At 47.4% G+C, this 19,813-nt stretch carries 14 protein-coding genes; 2 read left to right on the forward strand and 12 right to left on the reverse strand.

All coding sequences use genetic code 11. The features are described 5' to 3' along the window. From rfbF to hldE, 12 genes are all read right to left on the reverse strand, one after another. A complete protein-coding gene (gene rfbF, locus QCB45_RS04725) occupies nt 1-774 on the reverse strand; it encodes a glucose-1-phosphate cytidylyltransferase (RefSeq protein ID WP_279419695.1) in 774 nt (257 codons plus the stop codon). A gap of 25 nt (nt 775-799) precedes the next feature. Further along, a complete protein-coding gene (locus tag QCB45_RS04730) occupies nt 800-1,789 on the reverse strand; it encodes an FAD-binding oxidoreductase (RefSeq protein ID WP_279419696.1) in 990 nt (329 codons plus the stop codon). A 208-nt stretch (nt 1,790-1,997) separates the two neighbouring features. Continuing rightward, nucleotides 1,998-3,851, reverse strand: a complete 1,854-nt coding sequence (gene glmS, locus QCB45_RS04735; protein ID WP_279419697.1) for a glutamine--fructose-6-phosphate transaminase (isomerizing) — start codon at nt 3,849-3,851, stop codon at nt 1,998-2,000. Between the two features lie 128 nt (nt 3,852-3,979). Then, nucleotides 3,980-6,463 (reverse strand): glycogen/starch/alpha-glucan phosphorylase, encoded by a 2,484-nt coding sequence (locus QCB45_RS04740; protein ID WP_279419698.1) that lies wholly within the window; start codon nt 6,461-6,463, stop codon nt 3,980-3,982. 1 nt (nt 6,464) lies between these two features. Next, complete coding sequence (gene glgA / locus QCB45_RS04745; protein ID WP_279419699.1) at nt 6,465-7,982, reverse strand: glycogen synthase GlgA; 1,518 nt, start codon at nt 7,980-7,982, stop codon at nt 6,465-6,467. Nucleotides 7,983-8,053: 71 nt separating this feature from the next. Further along, nucleotides 8,054-10,276, reverse strand: a complete 2,223-nt coding sequence (gene glgB, locus QCB45_RS04750; protein ID WP_279419700.1) for a 1,4-alpha-glucan branching protein GlgB — start codon at nt 10,274-10,276, stop codon at nt 8,054-8,056. Between the two features lie 32 nt (nt 10,277-10,308). Then, nucleotides 10,309-11,700 (reverse strand): 4-alpha-glucanotransferase, encoded by a 1,392-nt coding sequence (gene malQ, locus QCB45_RS04755; RefSeq protein WP_279419701.1) that lies wholly within the window; start codon nt 11,698-11,700, stop codon nt 10,309-10,311. A gap of 28 nt (nt 11,701-11,728) precedes the next feature. Continuing rightward, entirely contained in the window at nt 11,729-13,456 is a 1,728-nt protein-coding gene (locus QCB45_RS04760) for a glycoside hydrolase family 57 protein (protein WP_279419702.1), read from the reverse strand. A 27-nt stretch (nt 13,457-13,483) separates the two neighbouring features. Continuing rightward, the gene (gene glgC / locus QCB45_RS04765; protein WP_279419703.1) at nt 13,484-14,755 is read right to left on the reverse strand and encodes a glucose-1-phosphate adenylyltransferase; all 1,272 of its coding nucleotides are present in this window, start codon (nt 14,753-14,755) and stop codon (nt 13,484-13,486) included. A gap of 75 nt (nt 14,756-14,830) precedes the next feature. Continuing rightward, nucleotides 14,831-15,922 (reverse strand): glucokinase, encoded by a 1,092-nt coding sequence (glk, locus tag QCB45_RS04770; RefSeq protein WP_279419704.1) that lies wholly within the window; start codon nt 15,920-15,922, stop codon nt 14,831-14,833. 70 nt (nt 15,923-15,992) lie between these two features. Next, nucleotides 15,993-16,598, reverse strand: a complete 606-nt coding sequence (locus QCB45_RS04775) for an SIS domain-containing protein (RefSeq protein WP_279419705.1) — start codon at nt 16,596-16,598, stop codon at nt 15,993-15,995. Continuing rightward, a complete protein-coding gene (gene hldE / locus QCB45_RS04780) occupies nt 16,591-18,030 on the reverse strand; it encodes a bifunctional D-glycero-beta-D-manno-heptose-7-phosphate kinase/D-glycero-beta-D-manno-heptose 1-phosphate adenylyltransferase HldE (RefSeq protein ID WP_279419706.1) in 1,440 nt (479 codons plus the stop codon). Before hldE ends, QCB45_RS04775 begins: the two co-directional genes overlap by 8 nt. Nucleotides 18,031-18,151: 121 nt before the next feature. Here hldE and QCB45_RS04785 point away from each other — a divergent pair, with 121 nt between their 5' ends. Both QCB45_RS04785 and QCB45_RS04790 read left to right on the forward strand, forming a co-directional pair. Continuing rightward, nucleotides 18,152-18,826 (forward strand): acyloxyacyl hydrolase, encoded by a 675-nt coding sequence (locus QCB45_RS04785; protein WP_279419707.1) that lies wholly within the window; start codon nt 18,152-18,154, stop codon nt 18,824-18,826. Between the two features lie 40 nt (nt 18,827-18,866). After that, the gene (locus QCB45_RS04790) at nt 18,867-19,808 is read left to right on the forward strand and encodes a KpsF/GutQ family sugar-phosphate isomerase (protein ID WP_279419708.1); all 942 of its coding nucleotides are present in this window, start codon (nt 18,867-18,869) and stop codon (nt 19,806-19,808) included. Nucleotides 19,809-19,813: the final 5 nt, after the last annotated feature.

Below are 19,813 nucleotides of genomic sequence, written 5' to 3' on the forward strand. Positions count from 1 at the left end.
CTATTCCCAACTTTTCCATGGAGCTTTGCCAGAATCCCAAAGATCCTCTAAATGGTGCTTATCTCTAAGCGTATCCATTGGCTGCCAAAAACCTTGATGCTCGTAGGCCATCAATTCACCATCATTAGCCAAGCCCATCAATGGTGCCTGCTCCCAAACACAGCCATCGCCATCAATACGCTCTAAGACCTTAGGTGATAGAACAAAAAATCCACCATTAATCATGGCGCCATCACCCTTAGGTTTTTCCTTGAAACTATTTACAAGACCGTCCTGAATATCCAAAGCTCCGAAACGTCCTGGAGGATAGGTTGCTGTTAAGGTAGCCTGCTTTCCATGCTTCTTATGGAATTCAATCGTTGCACTAATATCAACATCACCTACGCCATCACCATAAGTAAAACAGAAGGCTTCCTCATCTTGGATATATTCTGCGACTCTACCTAAACGTCCACCAGTCATTGATTCATCTCCTGTATCCACAAGAGTAACAGTCCATGGCTCAGCACGCTTTTCATGAACATCCATACGGTTATCCTTCATACTGAAGGTTACGTCAGACTGATGTAGGAAATAATTCGCAAAGTATTCTTTAATCACATACCCCTTATATCCACAACAAATAACAAAATCGTTAATACCATGGGAAGAATACATTTTCATAATATGCCAAAGAATTGGCTTACCACCAATCTCAACCATTGGCTTTGGGCGTGTGCTTGTTTCTTCACTTAAACGAGTACCAAGTCCACCGGCTAGAATCACTGCTTTCATTAAATTAATTCCTATTTACTTCTTATTAAAAACTTTGCACAAAGGCATCTGAATAAAATTGTTTTTCAGGCAACCCTTGCTCCATCAACATTTTTTTTGCTGTCAGGATCATCTCATTCGAACCACATGCATAGACATGCTTTTGCTGAAAGTCGTCGATTTTGGTCAAAGCAACTTCTTGCACATAACCCCGATCTCCTTCCCACTCATCACTTTCACCAGAAAGCACTAAGGACACATTTACCTTAAGCCTTTTAAATTCCGGTTTCCATACAAAATCCTCAGAGTGCCTATTACCCCAAAACAGATATATATCATTCATTTGTTCAAAACTATCGTCAGCATCGAGTCTTTCCAATATCGAGATAATTGGGGCAATCCCTGTACCTGTTGCTAACAAGACAATATCCGTCTTATTCTCACGCACATAGAAAGTACCTTTCGGCCCTTCCAATCTTAATAGATCATTGCCCTTCGCCTGATTAAACCAATACTCACTAAGGACACCACCTTCTACTTTTTTAATTAAAAGTGTAATTTCCTTTTCAAAAGAACTGCTCGCGATTGAATAGCTTCTTCTAACAGCATTGGGCCCGATGACATCAATATATTGCCCTTCAAGAAATTTAAAATTAGCGGTAGGAGGCAGTCTAAGCCTAACCTCAACAACGTTTGGTGAAAGTTTCTTCAAGCTATTAATGCGAGCAGGAGTAGTCTTAACTTCAATTCCATGCAGCGCACTCAAGTCTTCACTGTCAATCAAGATATCGCTTTTAGCTTCACAACAGCAAGTTAAAAACTTTCCATCCTCTTGCTCTTCCAATGACAATCCCAACTGAGGCTTTAACTCAGCAACTTTCCCGCTCAACAAGGAAGTTTTGCAAACACCGCATTGCCCATTTTTACAGCTATACTCAAAAACCAAATTATTTTTTAACGCGGAATCTAAAACACTACCGCCTTGAATTGAACTAAACGTGTTACCGTAAGTAGTTTTTATTAGAAATGAACTCATACAATTTACCTGACCATTAACCTCAATCTATCTCTTTGACAGTTCCTATTCTGAACATATTCACGCAACTCTTCATTTACCAAACACTGTTTTTAAAACCACCAACAAAACCGACTTTCTAAAAAGGATACAAGACCGAAACTATTTTTAACGTTTGATTATCAAAATAGAATGATTTTTCAAACCAATACAACTTCCTTTACCACACTTACTCTACGGTTACCGATTTTGCTAAATTTCTAGGCTGATCCACATCCGTTCCTTTAATAAGAGCCACATGGTAGCTCAAAAGCTGTAAAAGAATATTAAAGGTAATCGGTGCAGTAATACGTCCGACATTTGTCGTCGCTTTAATCACTTTAAATTCGGATTCTGAGCTCAAATCCGACTCTTCATCCTCAAACACGATCATCTGACCGCCACGAGCCTTAACTTCCTGTAAATTAGATTTCAATTTTTCTAACAGGTCGTCTTTCGGAGCAATAGCAATAACCGGAATCTGTTCATCAATCAATGCTAAAGGGCCATGCTTAAGTTCACCGGCCGGATAGGCCTCGGCGTGAATATAACTGATTTCCTTTAACTTCAAAGCCCCTTCAAGTGCGATTGGATACATAGTACCCCTCCCCAGAAAAAGCGCACTTTCCTTGTCCGCAAAACACTGCGCGATCTTCTTAATTTTCTTCTCATGTTCAAGTGCGTTTTTAACCAGTCCAGGCAGTTTCTGCAATCCATGAACAATTTTCTGTTCCTGCGCTTCAGACATCACACCTAAAGACTTCCCGATTGCGGTCAGCAATAAAGACAAGGCAACCAATTGCGTCGTAAACGCTTTAGTGGAAGCCACCCCAATCTCAGGCCCCGCATGCGTCAGAAAGGTAAAATCGGATTCTCGCGTTAAACTCGATTCAGGTACATTACAAATCGTCAATGTGGGGATATTTCTAATCTTTGAAATGGCTTTTATTTGTTGAAGGGCCGCTAACGTATCGGCCGTCTCGCCAGACTGGCTGATTGTGACAAACAGGGTATTATCCAACACGACAGGATTTCGATAACGATATTCACTAGCAACCTCTACCTGGCAAGGCAAACCGATAATATCTTCAAACCAGTATTTGGCCACCAAACCAGCATGATAACTGGTACCACAGGCAATAATTTGAACTTGCTTTATCGACTTGAAAACAGCTTCCGCTTCGTAACCGAATGCAGAGACAAGAACATGATCTTGAGTGATTCGACCTTCTAAAGTATCAATCACGGATTGTGGCTGATCGAAGATCTCTTTGTGCATGTAATGACGATGTTCGCCCAAATCAACGGAATGAGAAGTCAAACTCGACACTTTAATCGGTCGTTCGACGCTTTCGCCATCTTGATTAAAGACCTCAACCACAGCGCGCGTTACCTTGGCAACATCGCCGTCTTCAAGAAAAATAAAACTTTGGGTAACCGGCAACAACGCAGACACATCGGAGGCGATGAAGTGCTCGCCAATCCCGACACCGATCACTAACGGACTACCCTTACGAGCGACAATCAATGTATCGGGATCATCCAAAGCAATAACCCCAATCGCATAGGCTCCTTCAAAAGTTTTAATAGCTTTTGATACTGCATCAAGAAGGTCGCCACTTTTATCCAGGTAATAGTGAATACTATGTGCAACGACTTCAGTATCGGTTTCGGAAGTAAAACGATAACCCTGCTCTACTTGCAATTGTTTTAGATAGGCATAGTTTTCAATGATACCGTTATGAACAACGGCAACGCGATTATTACAGATATGTGGGTGGGCATTTTTTTCGGCCGGTACGCCATGTGTGGCCCAACGGGTATGGGCAATCCCTACCTGCCCGCTAAACTCGTTATCGAACGCCTGAATTTTCTGAGTTAATTGCTTGATCTTCCCTAAAGACCGAACTCGTTGAATACTTTGCCCTCCATCCAAAATAGCCATTCCGGATGAATCGTAGCCACGATATTCAAGTCTTTTCAAACCTTCTAATAAAATCGGAACAATATTACGTTCGGCAACGCCACCGACAATTCCACACATAGACTCAAACTAACCTAATTACAGCCATTAATAAAACAAAAGAGTATAGCATAAACTTACGAAATTAATTATTAACCACACAAAAAAACATAATTAATTATACGTAGAATCCTTTATTTAATTAACTATTAACCAATCGGTTCAAGATGCCATATACCTTCGTTGTATTCCAACATGGTGCGATCCGTTGAAAAAATCCCGCTACGAGCCGAATTAACGATACTCATTTTCAACCAACCCGAACGATCCTGATAAGCTTTTGCCGCGTGTTCTTGGACGGTAACATAACTCTGAAAATCAGCCAATGTCATCCATGGATCGGTCGGACTTTTCAACGAATGGATGATCTCGTTAAAAATACCAGGCTCAAACTGATTAAAATGTCCGGATTCGAGCAATCCCATTACCGCTTGCAGGTCATAATTCTGGTCAATATAACTTTGCGGATGATAATCTCTTCGCAACGCTTCAACATCCGGAGTGTGCAAACCGAACAGGAAGAAATTCTCTTCTCCAACAGCATCGTGAATTTCAACATTAGCACCATCCAAAGTACCAATGGTCAAGGCCCCGTTCATCATGAATTTCATATTTCCGGTTCCGGACGCTTCTTTACCAGCTGTAGATATCTGCTCAGAAAGATCCGTTCCCGGACAAATCACTTCCATAGCGGAAACACGATAATTCGGGAAGAACACAACCTTGAGCTTGTCTCCAACATCTGGATCCGCATTCACGACTTGGGCGACATTATTGATCAATTTAATAATTTTCTTCGCCATCGCGTAACCCGGAGCAGCTTTACCGCCAAAAATCACACAGCGATTGGTCCAGTTCTCAATCTCTCCTCGCTTGATACGGGAATAGAGATGAATCACGTGCAAGACATTCAACAACTGGCGTTTATATTCATGGATACGTTTCACCTGAACGTCAAACATGGATTCCACGTTTAACTCAACACCGGCTTCACTTTTAACCATATCCGCCAAACGTTGTTTATTAGCCTGCTTAACTTCATACCAGGCCTGTTGAAATTTAGGATCTTCCGCCAATGGCTCAATATTCTTCAGCTCGGTCAGGTTGGTGATCCAGTCTTCACCGATATGCTCCTTCAACAAAGCACGCAATCCTGGATTACACCCAGCCAACCAACGTCTCTGGGTAACACCATTCGTCTTGTTATTGAATTTTTCCGGCCACAACTGATAGAAGTCGTTGAAAAGACCTTCCTTCAAGAGAGTCGAATGCAGTTCCGCTACACCGTTGACGGAATGACTGCCGACAATCGCAAGATAGGCCATGCAAACATTGTCGTGTTCGTCAACAATCGACATTCGACGCTGTCGATCTGTGTCTCCCGGCCATTTCATCGCCACTTCGCTTAAAAAGCGTCGATTGATCTCATAAATGATTTCCAGCGGTCTAGGTAACAATTTAGAGAACAGACTGACCTGCCATTTCTCCAACGCTTCCGGCAATAAAGTATGGTTGGTATAGGCCATCGTACTGGAGGTGATTTTCCAAGCCTCTTCCCACCCCAGCTTTTCCTTGTCAACCAAAATACGCATCAACTCCGCCACAGCAAGGCTTGGATGGGTATCATTCAACTGGAATGCATTGTGTTCAGCAAAATCCTCAAAACTGCCATAACGGGACTTCCACTGACCGACCACATCTTGCAAACTGGCCGACACCAGAAAATACTGCTGTTTAAGGCGCAACTCTTTACCGTTCTCGCTACTATCGTTCGGATAAAGTACCATCGTAATATTTTCCGCAGACGCTTTCTTTGCAACGGCCTCATGATAAGAACCGGCATTGAACTCGGAAAGATCAAAACCTTCTTTAGCCATGGCCGACCATAAACGAAGCGTGTTTACAGTTTCATTCTTAAACCCCGGAATCGGCACATCGTACGGAATCGCCAATACCACCTCGGCATGCTCCCAGTGAACTGTCATCTCTCCGGTAACCGGATCGACATATTGTCGAGAATCCCCGCCGAACTTAACCACCTGGGTGTATTCTGCACGCTGTATCTCCCAAGGATAAGGCCCCATCCCCAGCCAGTGATCAGGCTCTTCCACCTGATAACCGTTTTGGATGATCTGACGGAACATCCCATATTCATAACGCAAGCCGTACCCCATCACAGGTAATCGCAGCGTCGCGCAGCTATCCATAAAACACGCTGCCAAACGTCCCAAACCGCCGTTACCCAAACCGGCATCTCGCTCAGTCTCCTCGATCTCTTCAAGGCTGAGACCCAAGTCATACATAGCCTGCTCGGTTTCGGTTTCAACACCCAGATTTAACAGGTTATTGGTCAATGAACGCCCTATCAGAAACTCCATGGACAGATAATAAGCCTTCTTAAGCTTCTTCTCGTTATAGGCTTCCCAAGTCGCCTTCCAATGCGTCATCAAACGGTCACGCGTCGCATAAGACAGGGCCTTAAACAGGTAATAATCTTCCGAGCTGATATTACGCCCGAGCGTATGACACAGATATTTAAGAAAATCGGTTTCGATATCTTCTTTTTCCATTCCGACATGGTGCAACATATCGGAAACCACTTCGATTCGTTTCGCTTCCAGTGACGTAGGCATATCAAACATCCTCCGAGTAGAGTTTCACATAGTGCTTCGCACTGGCTTTCCAACCAAAATTCTGCTGCATCCCTGCTTTTTGCAACTGTTGCCAGCTGCGTTTTTTGCCATACAGGTGCAAAGCGTGTAACAAAGTCGATTTAAGGGCATAACGGCTCGGATCGTAAAAAACGAAACCGGTTGCCGTACCCCGTTTAAGGTTTTCATCCGTGGCATTGACAACTGTGTCTGCCAGTCCTCCGGTATGGTGGACGATTGGAGGCGTTCCATACGCCAAACTATACATTTGATTCAAACCGCACGGCTCGAAACGCGACGGCATTAAAAACATATCCGCCCCCGCTTCGACCTGATGCGCCAAAGACTCCGAATACCCGACAAACCCCCAAACGCGCTTGGGATAAATTTTCGCCATTTCCTGAAGAGCCTTTTCCAAATATTTGTTACCACTTCCTACAAAGATGAAATTGGCATTAGTCTCTTCAAGAATATCGGGCAGGATGTCTAATACTAAGTCTACTCCTTTTTGTTCAACCAGGCGTCCAACCATGCCGACCAAAGGTGCTTCCAGCCAGCTCGGCAAATCCCTCGCAACGACCTTTTCATCCAGGCCGTCCAATAACGACATTTCATTCAACAAAAATGCCTTATTTTGCTTTTTGGCGGCGACTCGGCCTTTTTCCATTGAGTAATTACGGTGAATCAACTCATCTTCTTCGGGATTCCACACATGGGTATCGATACCGTTCAATATCCCTAGCAAACGCCCCTCTTCCTGGCGCTTCTGCAAGACACCCTCAAAGCCGTATGCAAACTCCGGAAAGCAGATCTCTTTAGCATACGTCGGGCTGACTGTCGTCACCCAATCTGCGGTGACCAAACCGGCCTTAAGCATGGAGAAATGCCCCCAAAACTCGACGCCTTCCATATTCCACAAAGAAAACGGTAGCTCCAACTGCCAAAATAGTGACTCCGGAAAATTCCCCGGAAACGCCATGTTATGAACCGTAAAGACGGTTTTAGGCCGAGCTTCTTCCACACTCAGCAATGCCGACACCAAGCCGGTCTGCCAGTCGTTGACGTGCACCACATCCGGCTTCCACTTCAAACCGGCCCGGTCCATCGCCAACTCGGTGACTACCTTGGAGAATACGCCGAAACGCTCTCCGTTATCCCACCAATCGGTTCCGTCATCTGCCAAATAGGGGTTTCCGTCCCGACTGAACAACTCGGGAATATCCACCAACCAGACAGGCACGTCAATACCGTCAAACGCCCCCGCCTTTAACTGGTATACGGTCACGCTGAATGTTCGGCCACAACCGCCTGCTTCCAGTTCAGCCACTTTTCGAATGCTTTTCTTCGAAACCTTGACCATCACATCACCATAAGCAGGCAAGACAAGTCGAACCTTATGCTTCAAGGCCGCCAATGCATTCGGCAAACTGCCTGAAACATCTGCTAAACCGCCGGTTTTAATCAGTGGGTGAGCCTCAGAAGTAGCAAAAAGTATTTTCATGCATCATCCTAAAATTTAATCGTTTGATAATCCTGAACAATCCGTACACATCCCGTCAAAGTTCGACGGTTTCATTCCACGGATAACACCAGCACACCCAGCGGCGGCAACGTCAATTCGGCCGAACACGGCTGATTCATCCATGGTTGATCTTGTGTATGCACATAACCGCCGTTGCCCATGTTACTCCCTCCAAATCCCTCTGAATCGGAATTGAAGAGTTCGACATAAGTACCTTGTTGCGGCAATCCGATACGGTAATTCTCTCTCGGCACTGGCGTGAAATTGAACACGCATACCAGTTTTTCGTACTCCGAATAACGGATAAAACTCAAGATAGACTGCTGATAATCATGGCAGTCGATCCATTCAAACCCTTCACTGACGAAGTCCCGTTCATAAAGCGCCGGGTGGCTCTTATATAGATGGTTCAGCTGCTTGGCCAAAAGTTGAATACCACGGTTCAGCGGCATATCGCACAAATACCAATCCAGCGCGCGCGAATCATTCCACTCGGTCCACTGGGCAAACTCCCCTCCCATAAACAATAACTTCTTCCCAGGATGCAACATCTGATAAGACAACAACAACCTCAGGTTGGCCGCCTTCTGCCAATCGTCGCCTGGCATCTTGCCGATCAGAGAGCGTTTCATATGCACCACTTCGTCATGCGACAACGGCAAGACGAAATTTTCAGAATAGGCGTACATCTGACTAAATGTCAGCTCGTTATGGTGGTAAGGACGATAAATCGGCTCCTTCTCGAAATAGTTCAATGTATCGTTCATCCACCCCATATTCCACTTCATGGAAAAGCCCAACCCACCCATCCAGGTAGGTCGGGAAACCATCGGCCAAGAGGTCGACTCTTCCGCCATCACCAATGCGCCGGGACACTGACCGTGAACCTCCTCATTCAGAACACGCAGAAATTCAATCGCCTCCAAATTTTCCCGTCCACCAAACTCGTTCGGTACCCACTGCCCGTCATCACGAGAATAATCCAAGTACAGCATTGAAGCGACTGCGTCCACCCTTAAACCGTCTATATGCAATTCCTTGATCCAATATAGAGCGTTGCCCAACAGGAAGTTACGCACTTCGTTCCGGCCAAAGTTGAAGATATAAGTCCCCCAATCCTGATGCTCCCCTTTTCTGGGATCCTCATGTTCATAAAGCGCCGTACCGTCGAAACGTCCCAACGCAAATTCGTCTTTAGGGAAGTGCGCCGGCACCCAGTCCAGAAAAACACCGATATTATGCTGGTGACAGTGATCCACAAAATACCGAAAATCGTCCGGCGAACCGAATCGGCTGGTCGGCGAGAAATAACCGCTGGTCTGGTATCCCCAAGACTGATCCAGAGGATGCTCCGAAACAGGCAACAACTCAATGTGCGTGTACCCCATCCACTGAACGTACTCAACCAACCGGTGGGCAATCTCTCGATAGTTTAAAAACCCACCGTCTTCGGCTTTCTGCCAAGAGCCAAGATGTACCTCATAGATATTGATCGGCGATGACTGCCAATCGAAGCTTGATCGGTAATCCAACCAGGCCTGATCATTCCACTTATATTTCGAATCACACACGATGCAACCGGTAGCAGGACGAAATTCCATCGATTGTGCGTAAGGGTCGGTTTTGGTAAAGCTCTGCCCACTGTGGCGGTTACGAATCTCGAATTTATAAATATCGCCCCTGTGCAGCCCAGGGATGAAAAGCTCCCACACACCCGAGCCGCCTCGAACCCGCATCGGATGACGCAGGCCATTCCAGCCGTTGAAGTCCCCCACTACGGACACTCGCTCCGCAGACGGCGCCCAAACGGCAAACTGCACGCCGGCGATACCGTCAACCGAACGAGGGTGAGCCCCCAACACCTCATACACATGCCAATGCCGCCCTTCGGCAAACAGGTGCAAATCCAACTCTCCCACCTGAGGCAAAAAAGTATAAGGGGAAACCATGCTGTGACGGGAACCGTCCGCCTCCTTCCACATCACCTTGTAATGGACAGGTAAATTCGACTTCTGCTCGGCATCGATCCGTGCGACAAAAAGATCACTGCCTTCGATACGCTGTAATTCAATCTCTTCATCATTAAGTGTCAATACACAAGCTTCTTCAGCTGTCGGCAACCAAGCACGAAGTGACCAGGCCTGTTCAGTTACCGATTCACCCTGCACCTCATGACACCCCAACAAAGAAAAAGGGTCATGATGCCGCCCCTGTTGCAAACACAGGATTTCATCTTCTGATACCGCTTGAACCGTCTTTGATATTAGTTGCATCTGCTATTTAAATCCGTCCGTTATTATTTCTCTCATTCGCCCGATAACCGGTCCGAATCCTCAACCAAAACCCGTATGTCTCGCTCTAACGTTTCCGGCACCTGTTCCCACTGAAACTGCCACATCCAGTTTCCGTCGGCCACACCGGGAATATTCATACGGTGCCCCGACCCCAACATCAGCCAGTCCTGCATTGGCACGACCACGCGCTGAGCCACAGACTCCAGTGCCGCCGCAATCAATGGCCAGGGCATCTGCTTAGGCAACGCTAACGCTTCCAGTTTATCTCCCACCCGAAAGGCTAGCTGTTCCTTCACCCAAGTTTGAGCTCCAGAGTCCAGACTTTCATACCATCCCAAACTCGTATCGTTGTCATGCGTACCGGTATAGGTCACTGAGTTTTCCACCTGCTCGTCAAGCGAATGCGGATTATCCGGCAAGCCGTTAAAACCAAACTGTAATACCGACATTCCAGGAAGGTGATAACGGTTTTTTAGCGCAATGACACCCTCCGTAATGATTCCCAAATCTTCCGCAATCAACGGCATGCTGGGAAAGTCCTCATGCAAAGCATCCAACAAGGCCACACCGGGAGTCTCCACCCATCGTCCGTTAATGGCCGTCTCTTCAGAGGCATCGATTTCCCAAGCCGCTTCAAAGCCCCGGAAGTGGTCGATTCGAACCAGGTCGAAATCCTCAAGCGCTGTCGCCACCCTCTTTCGCCACCAACTGAAATGATCAGCCCGCATCACTTCCCAGTCGTAGTGCGGATTTCCCCAACGTTGCCCGGTTTCTGAAAAATAATCTGGTGGAACACCGGTCACCACGGTCGGATTGAGATTTTCATCCAATTTAAACTGTCTAGGATTCGCCCAGACGTCAGCACTGTCAAACGCAACAAAAATCGGCATGTCGCCAAACAACTGAATCCCTTTACGATTCGCATCCGCTTTCAGATTTCGCCAAACTTTCTGCAATACATATTGCTGCCGTTTCAGAACCTGAACGGCTGCCTGATGTTTTTCTGAAAAGGCCTGCAACGCTTCCGGTTCACGCGTTTTCAAAGCGTGCGGCCAATCGATCCAACTCGCTAAATGATGCTCCTTGCGAATAGTCATGAACAAAACGTAATCTTCCAGCCAGTGCGGCGGGTTATGCAGATAGGATGTAAACCCTGCCTCATCACACAACAGCTGCCAGTCATCCGGCAACAACGCCGGATTCAGTGCGAAAGCTGACACGGCTTGATACGGAGAACGATCTTCATGAGGATGCCCCAAAGGCAACATCTGCCAAATCGACAGGCCGGAGGTTTCCATCCAATCCAAAAAGCGCCAGGCCTGTTCATTTAACTGTCCCGGCTTACCCTCCTCGTTAGGAAGAGAGGTAGGATGTAACAATACACCTGCTTGTCTTTTATTCACGGGCTCACCTCATGCCAGAAGATTATTCCTAATTACGTCGCATCGTTCCTGAATTTTCCATACTACCGCCACCTTCCGATATTGGTACATGCAATACCTCGGGCGGCGTTTCACCTAACATTTGATAAAGCTTGGTCAGATGACGCCGGTACAGCCGGTCGAAATCCTTTACGGAATCCGACGGATTGTAGTCACCGAACCACCAGAACCAATCGGAACCCTCGCAAATTGCCAGTTGCTCCGTTGCCAAAACGACTTCTTCGGGTGTCAACCGCTTACTCTTAACTACCTCGTCAAAACTACGCTTGGCCTCGACCAACAAATCCCACCCTTTATTCTTATCCTTTTCCCCGATCCAAGTCGAAAATGAACCGTAGACCCAGCTTCCCGCCTTCAATATCGGGAGATGACGCACCTTGGCGCCTTGATCCAACGCTTCCGAAAATGTGGTCATCTGCACCCGGGGATGTTCACTCAGAGCCGTATATAAACTCGATAAAAAATGGTGCGCGTTATCCGGGTAATACTCCCAAGCATTCTCACCATCCAGAATGACGCTCACCACATGTTCTTCGGCGTCTTCACCCAGGAAATTGGCGATGTTCTCCATGTGCTGGACAAAATCGGCCGCCGCATCATCCGGATGCCAATCCTTGTATTGAAAACCGATCAGATCCGACAGGCCGTCATCTCTAAAAAATAAGGCGCAGTCCTGATCTGCATGCTGCAAGGGCTGATAAAGAGCCCTCTTACTATGAAGATCGTGTTGATTGATGTGCGAGGCTTCACAGGAGTGACGCCATACCCCCTCACCGGAGGCAGTCCAACGAATTCCATATTCATCTAACAAACCAACAGCCGCACTGCTCACCGCACCTTCTGACAGCCAAATCCCTTGAGGCTTACAGCCGAAATGTTGCTCGTAAACCTCAAAGCCATGTTCCATATGCCACTTTGAACGCTCGTAACCGTCTGGATAGCTTGGATAATGCGGTGCAGGAGCATCCGGCAAAGCATCGCGCATACTCGCAAAATCAATCATCAAAGGCACGATCGGGTGACCGTATGGCGTCATCGAAATCTCAATCTGACCGTTTTCCATCAAGGCTCGATAGCGTGGCACGATTCCCCCAACCGCATCGGCCATGATTTCAATGATCTGGCGTTGATCCTCCAGGCTGTAGTTGTGCTTTTTAGCCATTAATTGATCCACGCGCGCGTCTTCATGACGCAGACTGATACCCATCCACGCCAGGTGATACCACACCAAAAGATCGGTAAAAAATTGTTGGTTCAGATAACCGACACAGATAGAGTCGATACCTTCGGGTGCACTGTTAGATTGCACCATTTCCACCAATTCTCGAAAGTGCGGCAATACATTGATCATGGTCGGGGCATAGGCACGCAGACAGGTCGCAATCAATTCTTCTCGCATCTTAAGGTCGTCCGGAACCGGTGTAACGCCAGCCAACAGGTTCAATAACGGATCCTGCATCGGAGTACCCGAATCCAACCACGCCTGCATCTGTTGCTCGTAATCGCTGAGCTGCTCCAGCAAGACCGGTGCGAAATTCACAACCACTTTTGCTTCTGGACACTTCTCAAGATGCCACACCATATCGGTGTAATCCTTGATTGCATGCAGATACACCCAAGGCAGTCGATAAACCCCGTCCAAACCGTCTCGATAGTGCGGCTGGTGCATATGCCAACACAGCACAACTTTAATTTTTTTGGTGTTTTTCGCTTTCATTTCCGCCACCACCTTTATTAAAACCGCTTATCGGATCATGTGTAATCGACTACCCAGCATGTCCGGGGTCACCAACACAATTCCCGACGACTCTTCCACATAAAAACGTTTCGCATCTTCAACCGGATCCTCTCCGATTACCGTGCCTTCAGGAACCACGGTTCCCTTGTCAATCACTGCATTCTGGATACGACAGTTACGCCCCACCTCGACTCGCGGTAGCAATACGGAATCTTTAATTAAAGAATAACTATGAATGCGAGAACCGCTGGAAATCACTGATCGTTTAATCCGAGCCCCGGAAATAATGCATCCACCGGCTACAAGAGAATCGATCGCCTCACCGCGTCGCCCTTCGTCATCAAACGTGAATTTGGCCGGCGGCATTTGTGCCTGATAGGTCCAGATCGGCCAATCCCGGTCATACAGGTTCAGGTCAGGTTCGATTGAACACAGATCCAAATTTGCTTTCCAGAAAGACTCCACCGTTCCCACATCCCGCCAGTACATAGGCTCTCCGTCTTCTTCATTCACAAAAGGAAAAGCACGCGCGTGCCAGTCTTCGATGATTGATGGAATGATATCCTTACCGAAATCGTGCGATGAATCGGGATTGTCACGGTCTTCGATCAATTTTTGATACAGGAATTCAGTAGAAAACACATAGATTCCCATTGAAGCCAAGGCCACGTCAGGATTGCCCGGCATCGAATCGGGGTCAGACGGTTTTTCGGTAAATTTGGTGATTTTCATGTTTTCATCCACCGACATGACTCCAAAACCCTTGGCTTCCTCTTTAGGTACTTCAATACAGCCGATAGTCACATCCGCACCGGAATTGGCGTGTTTCACCAACATATTACTGTAGTCCATGGAATAGATATGATCGCCCCCAAGCACCAGGACATATTCAGGGGTATGGCGTCGCATGATGTCCAAGTTCTGATAAAGCGCATCTGCAGTGCCCTTGTACCAATCCTTATCGATACGTTGTTGTGCAGGCAACAATTCGACGAATTCACCAACCTCGTAACGCATGAAACTCCAGGCACGTTGAATATGGCGAATCAGAGAGTGAGACTTATATTGAGTAAGCACCCCTATTTTTCGGATACCCGTATTAACGCAATTAGACAAAACGAAATCGATGATCCGGTATTTGCCACCAAAAGGAACTGCAGGTTTCGCCCGCCACCGGGTCAAATCCTTTAGCCTGCTCCCTTCCCCACCAGCCAAAACAACGGCCAACGTCTTACGCGTTAATTCGGTTGCCGATTTCGTCTCACAATAATACTTCATGCAGATACCCTCTTGAATCCAACTGGTTACCATTTAGAATTGAACTTCAGAAACTTATTTAGGTCTAGCGCGTTTTCAATCCGTCAAATTGTGCTGCATTGCCCCCCTTAATCCCAAAGTGTCGTCGGAAACCAGATAGACGGGTCGGCTCTCAACGATTTTAGACATGCGGCCTTTCTCGATATAGGCCTGATGAAAATAAGGCTTTCTAATCCAATCAAAAATCTTGATTGCGATTCCACCAGCCAGATAAACTCCCTGTGAAGCACCCCAAAATAGTGCAGACGCACCAACAAAAGCACCGTAGATCGTTACAAACTCGGTCAAAGCCTTCACGGCAATTGGGTCATTTAGCTCCGCGGCACGGTATATTTCCGCCGCAGTCGGGGTTGTAGGATATCCACTCTGCTTTAAAGATTGAGCAATAAATAAACCTACTTGGTTATTTTGCGTATTTTCAAGTCGATTTTTTTTAAGGTTTTGTGAATCATCCAGCGAATAGGTCGTTGGACAATCGAACAATTCAAAGAAACAATAGAGGGTTTCCAGTCCGGGCCCCGACAACACACGCTCGTAAGAAACGTGTTCGTATTGTTGCCAGAGCCACGTCAGAAGAAGCTGCTGAGTTTGGGAAATTGGCGCAAAATCGAAATGTCCGCCTTCCGAAGCGACCGGATGGACATGAACACCATCGTAAAACACGGGGGAAACACCCAAACCGGTGCCGGCTCCGATAACCAGAAAATGATTCGAAATCTTGCATTGAGCCCCCTGTTCTTGCAGTGGCGGCATATAAAGCGGCAACACCTGATCCGGTTCTAGTGCCGGAACGCCGAGCGCTGCGGCGTGAAAATCATTAATAAAAGAAACTTTACGAATTGAACAGGCCTGTTCAATTTGATCGGCATCGACAATCCACGGCAGATTCGTCAATTGCACAATACGCCCGTTCACAGGACCAGGAAGCCCGAAACAGGCGGATTCAATAAAACTGGAAGAAAGGTTCAGACTGGAAAGAAAAGTTTGAATAATCGATTCCAAGGAATCGAAGTCTTGGCAGAGGTAGCGGTTTTGTCCGAGCAGAGTGCGTTCAGACGTTTCTGGCCGAAATGCAATCAGTTGAAGCAGTGCTTTGGTTCCCCCGATATCTCCCGCCAGAAATAACATCTAGACCTCCATATGCCTATCAGGGTCATGCCATCGCCGATCCACAAGGCAAGGAATGAGAATGAGATTCCTATTCCGTCGCATAGACCGAGTCCAACCCTTCGCAAATTAAATGACTGATCAAACTGTGGGCTTCTTGCGCCCGGGCGGTTTCCACCGTATCCACTTGAAAACAGATATCGGACAAAGCGCCTGAAGGGCTATCCGAACGGCCTGTCATAACAATCGTAAAACACCCTTTGAGCTTGGCCGCCTCAATCGCCTTGACGACATTGGCGCTTTTTCCTGATGTGGACATTGCAATCACCACATCGTCCGGGCTCGCCAACCCTTCTATCTGTCGAGCGAACACGGTTTCAAATTCATAGTCGTTACTGTGAGCCGTCAAAATAGAGCTGTCAGTAGTCAGGGCGATCGACGCAAGCGGACGCCGATTCTTTGCATAACGCACCATCAACTCCGCGGCCATGTGCTGGGCATCTGCCGCGCTGCCACCATTTCCAAGCCAAATGACCTTGCCGCCAGCTTCGATTGCCGTGACAATTTCCTCAACGGCCCGTTCGATCTGTTGCGACTGCTCCAACACCGAGTCAATCGCCCGCCGATGCTCTTCAAGCGCATGAGCAAAATCGATTCTTATCTGTTTATCGTCCTTCAATGACAATTCTCTATTCATCCAACGCTTCTTGACGCTCCGCTTCCTGGATGCGTTCTACAATATTGGTCGTGGAATATCCTTGCCAGAAAGACAATACCTCAACCTGACCTCCATTCTGCCAAACACACTGCGAACCTGCAATCTCTTCCGGCCGATAATCTCCACCTTTTACAAGGACATCCGGTTTCAGCTTGCAAATCAGACGCTCCGGAGTTTCTTCATCGAACGGCACCACCCAGTCAACACAACTCAATGCTGACAGCAATTCCATCCGCCCTTCCAGTGGCACAATCGGACGGCTCGGCCCTTTTAATCTTTGTACCGACTCGTCGGTATTGACCGCTACAATCAGACGTTCGCCCAACTTGGCAGCTTCGTTCAAATAACGGACATGGCCGCTGTGCAGCAGATCAAAACATCCATTGGTGATCACGACACGCTCGCCGTTATTTTGCGCCAACTGAACCAGTTCCAACAGTTCATCCTCGTTCATCGCCACATACCCTTGATGACGCATCGACGCCTTGATCGCTTCGTCCAGCTCAGCCTTGGAAACTGTAGAAGTTCCAACCTTGCGTACTACAATGCTCGCGGCTTGATTCGCCAAGTGTACGGCATTCTGCATCGTCATCCCACTGGCATAACCGGTCGCCAGGGCCGCCATCACAGTATCTCCGGCGCCAGTTACATCAAATACTTCTTGAGCCTGAGATTTCAACAAATAAGGTTTTTCGCCTTTGGTAACCAGTGCCATACCGTGTTCGCTACGGGTCACCAACAAGCCCTGAAGATCCAACGCATTCAAAGTCTGCTCGGCTTTGGCCACTAAATCCTGTTCATCGACGCAGGTTCCGGCAATCGCTTCAAACTCACCCTGGTTTGGTTTAATCAGAGTCGCCCCCTGATATCTCGAAAAGTCCAATCCCTTCGGATCGATCAATACCGGAACACCTGCTTTTCTGGCTGCCGCAATCATTTGCTCCACAAACTGCAGCGCCCCTTTGGCGTAATCTGAAACAACCAAAACATCATATTTTCCAACGACCTGAGCCACCTTATCGGCAAGTTCCTGGGCCGGTTCGACCGGAATGGGATTCTCAAAATCCATACGGATCAATTGCTGATGGTGACTCAACACTCTCAATTTACAAATCGTGCCGCTCTCAGAATAAGCCCAATCTAAAGTCACACCAGCATCACTCAACAAGTTTTCCAACTGCTGGCCATGGGAATCCTTACCGATCACCCCCATCAGATGAGCCTGCGCGCCCAAAGCGGCGATATTTAAAGCGACGTTGGCAGCGCCACCGGCTCGGACTTCGTCACCCGCCACTTTCACGACTGGAACCGGCGCTTCCGGAGAGATGCGACCTGCTCGACCAGTCCAATACTGGTCCAGCATCACATCCCCCACGACTAATATTTTTGATTGTGAAAAATCATGCATCATATTTATTAAAAACAACTCATTAATTTACAAATTACAAGGACCTTAAATTCGCTTCTAAATTACCCAAAGGCCTTGTTAAATCGATTAGAATATGGGCGTTAGTTTATCAGGAAAGCCTTAAATGCACAGTTGGAAAAAACAGATTTCTTTGCGCTTCAAGCAATTATTTCTAGCAGGATTATCATTTCTCTGCCTCATCGGCCCACAGAATGCATCCGCAGGCCAATCGAACAACGATCCTATGACATTGGCAATTGCCGGTTCGATCATTTCGTTCGGTATGGCGTGTTATCAAGGTAAAGCACCTTGTTCACTGTCTCCGGGCATCGATACCGACCAACTGACATTCAGTCTGGACAAAGGGTCCGATAACACCATCGATCACATCCGCATAGCCCTTGGTGCCGACTGGAAAGAGAAATTTTATGAATCTCCAAACTTTGAAATCGGCGGCCGCTGGGAGATCAACGCCAACCGCTGGAGTTCTTCACTCTCAAACGCGGACAACAAAGACGGATACATCCTGGGAATCACACCGGTCTTCCAGTACAGCTACAAACTATCGAAATTCGATCTTTATATGGAAACCGGTGCTGGACTACAATTCTTGAACGACGCTACGATCGAAAACGAATTCAAATCCACGCAATTCCAGTTCGGCGACATTTTCGGCCTTGGAATAAAGAACAAGCAATTCGAACTCGGTTACCGTTATCTGCATATATCAAATGCAGGGATTGAAATACCAAACCCTGGAACCGATTTTCACAACATTCACCTAGGTTATCGCTTCTAAAGCAATGAATAGAACCATTTAAACGTTAAACGGAACAGCCATGTCTACAGATTACCAAGCCATCGCAAAACGCGTTTTCGACATCGAAGCCGAAGCGGTACTGCACCTGAAAAACCTTCTGGATGACGACTTCAATGGCAGTGTCGAGGCCATTCTTAAAACTCAGGGACGTGTCGTCATTTGCGGCATGGGAAAATCTGGCCTGATCGGTAAGAAAATCATGGCGACCTTCGCCAGCACAGGAACCCCTTGCTTCTTCATGCATCCCGGCGAAGCTTTCCACGGCGACTTGGGAATGGTGGCGCCGGACGACGTTTTTCTGGCACTTTCCAATTCCGGTGAAACCGAAGAAGTCATCCGTCTATTGCCTTTCCTTAAAGACAACGGTAATGTCCTGATCTCTATGACCGGACGTCCTGAATCGACCCTGGCGAATAATTCCGATTTCCATTTAAATATATCCGTTCCCCAGGAAGCGTGCCCGCACCAACTGGCGCCTACTTCCTCTACCACCGCCACACTTGTGATGGGCGATGCGTTGGCGGTGGCTTTGATGGAAGCTCGCGGTTTCCAACCGCACGATTTCGCACGCTTCCATCCGGGCGGTAGTCTGGGACGCAAACTGCTGGTACGCGTCAAACACGAAATGACTTCCGCCAACCTTCCGATGATCCCTTCATCGGCAACCGTGACCGAAGTCATCCATGCCATGAGCGAGGGACGCCTTGGATTGTGCATCGTCGACCAAGGGCGAGGAATCATTACCGACGGCGACCTGCGTCGTCACATGGAACAGGATCCCGGTGAATTCATGAACAAGAAAGCTGCCGACCTGATGGCCACGAATCCAAAGACCATCAACAGTGAGGCACGATTGAACGAAGCAGAAGAGATGATGAACCAGTATAAAATCACCTCACTCCTGGTTCAGGAAGCGGGCGAGATTGTCGGCGTCATCCAGATTTACGATCTGAACCGCTAGGGCAA

Source organism: Thiomicrorhabdus sp. ZW0627, from assembly GCF_029767005.1.
Taxonomy (GTDB): Bacteria; Pseudomonadota; Gammaproteobacteria; order Thiomicrospirales; family Thiomicrospiraceae; genus Thiomicrorhabdus.

What these genes read in the sequence shown, in the direction of transcription:
- glmS (WP_279419697.1), bottom strand. Translation starts at nt 3,851, where the DNA reads ATGTGTGGAATTGTCGGTGGCGTTGCCGAACGTAATATTGTTCCGATT.
- QCB45_RS04790 (WP_279419708.1), top strand. Translation starts at nt 18,867, where the DNA reads ATGTCTACAGATTACCAAGCCATCGCAAAACGCGTTTTCGACATCGAA.
- glgA (WP_279419699.1), bottom strand. Translation starts at nt 7,982, where the DNA reads ATGAAAATACTTTTTGCTACTTCTGAGGCTCACCCACTGATTAAAACC.
- glk (WP_279419704.1), bottom strand. Translation starts at nt 15,922, where the DNA reads ATGTTATTTCTGGCGGGAGATATCGGGGGAACCAAAGCACTGCTTCAA.
- rfbF (WP_279419695.1), bottom strand. Translation starts at nt 774, where the DNA reads ATGAAAGCAGTGATTCTAGCCGGTGGACTTGGTACTCGTTTAAGTGAA.
- QCB45_RS04785 (WP_279419707.1), top strand. Translation starts at nt 18,152, where the DNA reads ATGCACAGTTGGAAAAAACAGATTTCTTTGCGCTTCAAGCAATTATTT.
- hldE (WP_279419706.1), bottom strand. Translation starts at nt 18,030, where the DNA reads ATGATGCATGATTTTTCACAATCAAAAATATTAGTCGTGGGGGATGTG.
- glgB (WP_279419700.1), bottom strand. Translation starts at nt 10,276, where the DNA reads ATGCAACTAATATCAAAGACGGTTCAAGCGGTATCAGAAGATGAAATC.
- QCB45_RS04740 (WP_279419698.1), bottom strand. Translation starts at nt 6,463, where the DNA reads ATGCCTACGTCACTGGAAGCGAAACGAATCGAAGTGGTTTCCGATATG.
- QCB45_RS04730 (WP_279419696.1), bottom strand. Translation starts at nt 1,789, where the DNA reads ATGAGTTCATTTCTAATAAAAACTACTTACGGTAACACGTTTAGTTCA.
- QCB45_RS04775 (WP_279419705.1), bottom strand. Translation starts at nt 16,598, where the DNA reads ATGAATAGAGAATTGTCATTGAAGGACGATAAACAGATAAGAATCGAT.
- QCB45_RS04760 (WP_279419702.1), bottom strand. Translation starts at nt 13,456, where the DNA reads ATGAAAGCGAAAAACACCAAAAAAATTAAAGTTGTGCTGTGTTGGCAT.
- glgC (WP_279419703.1), bottom strand. Translation starts at nt 14,755, where the DNA reads ATGAAGTATTATTGTGAGACGAAATCGGCAACCGAATTAACGCGTAAG.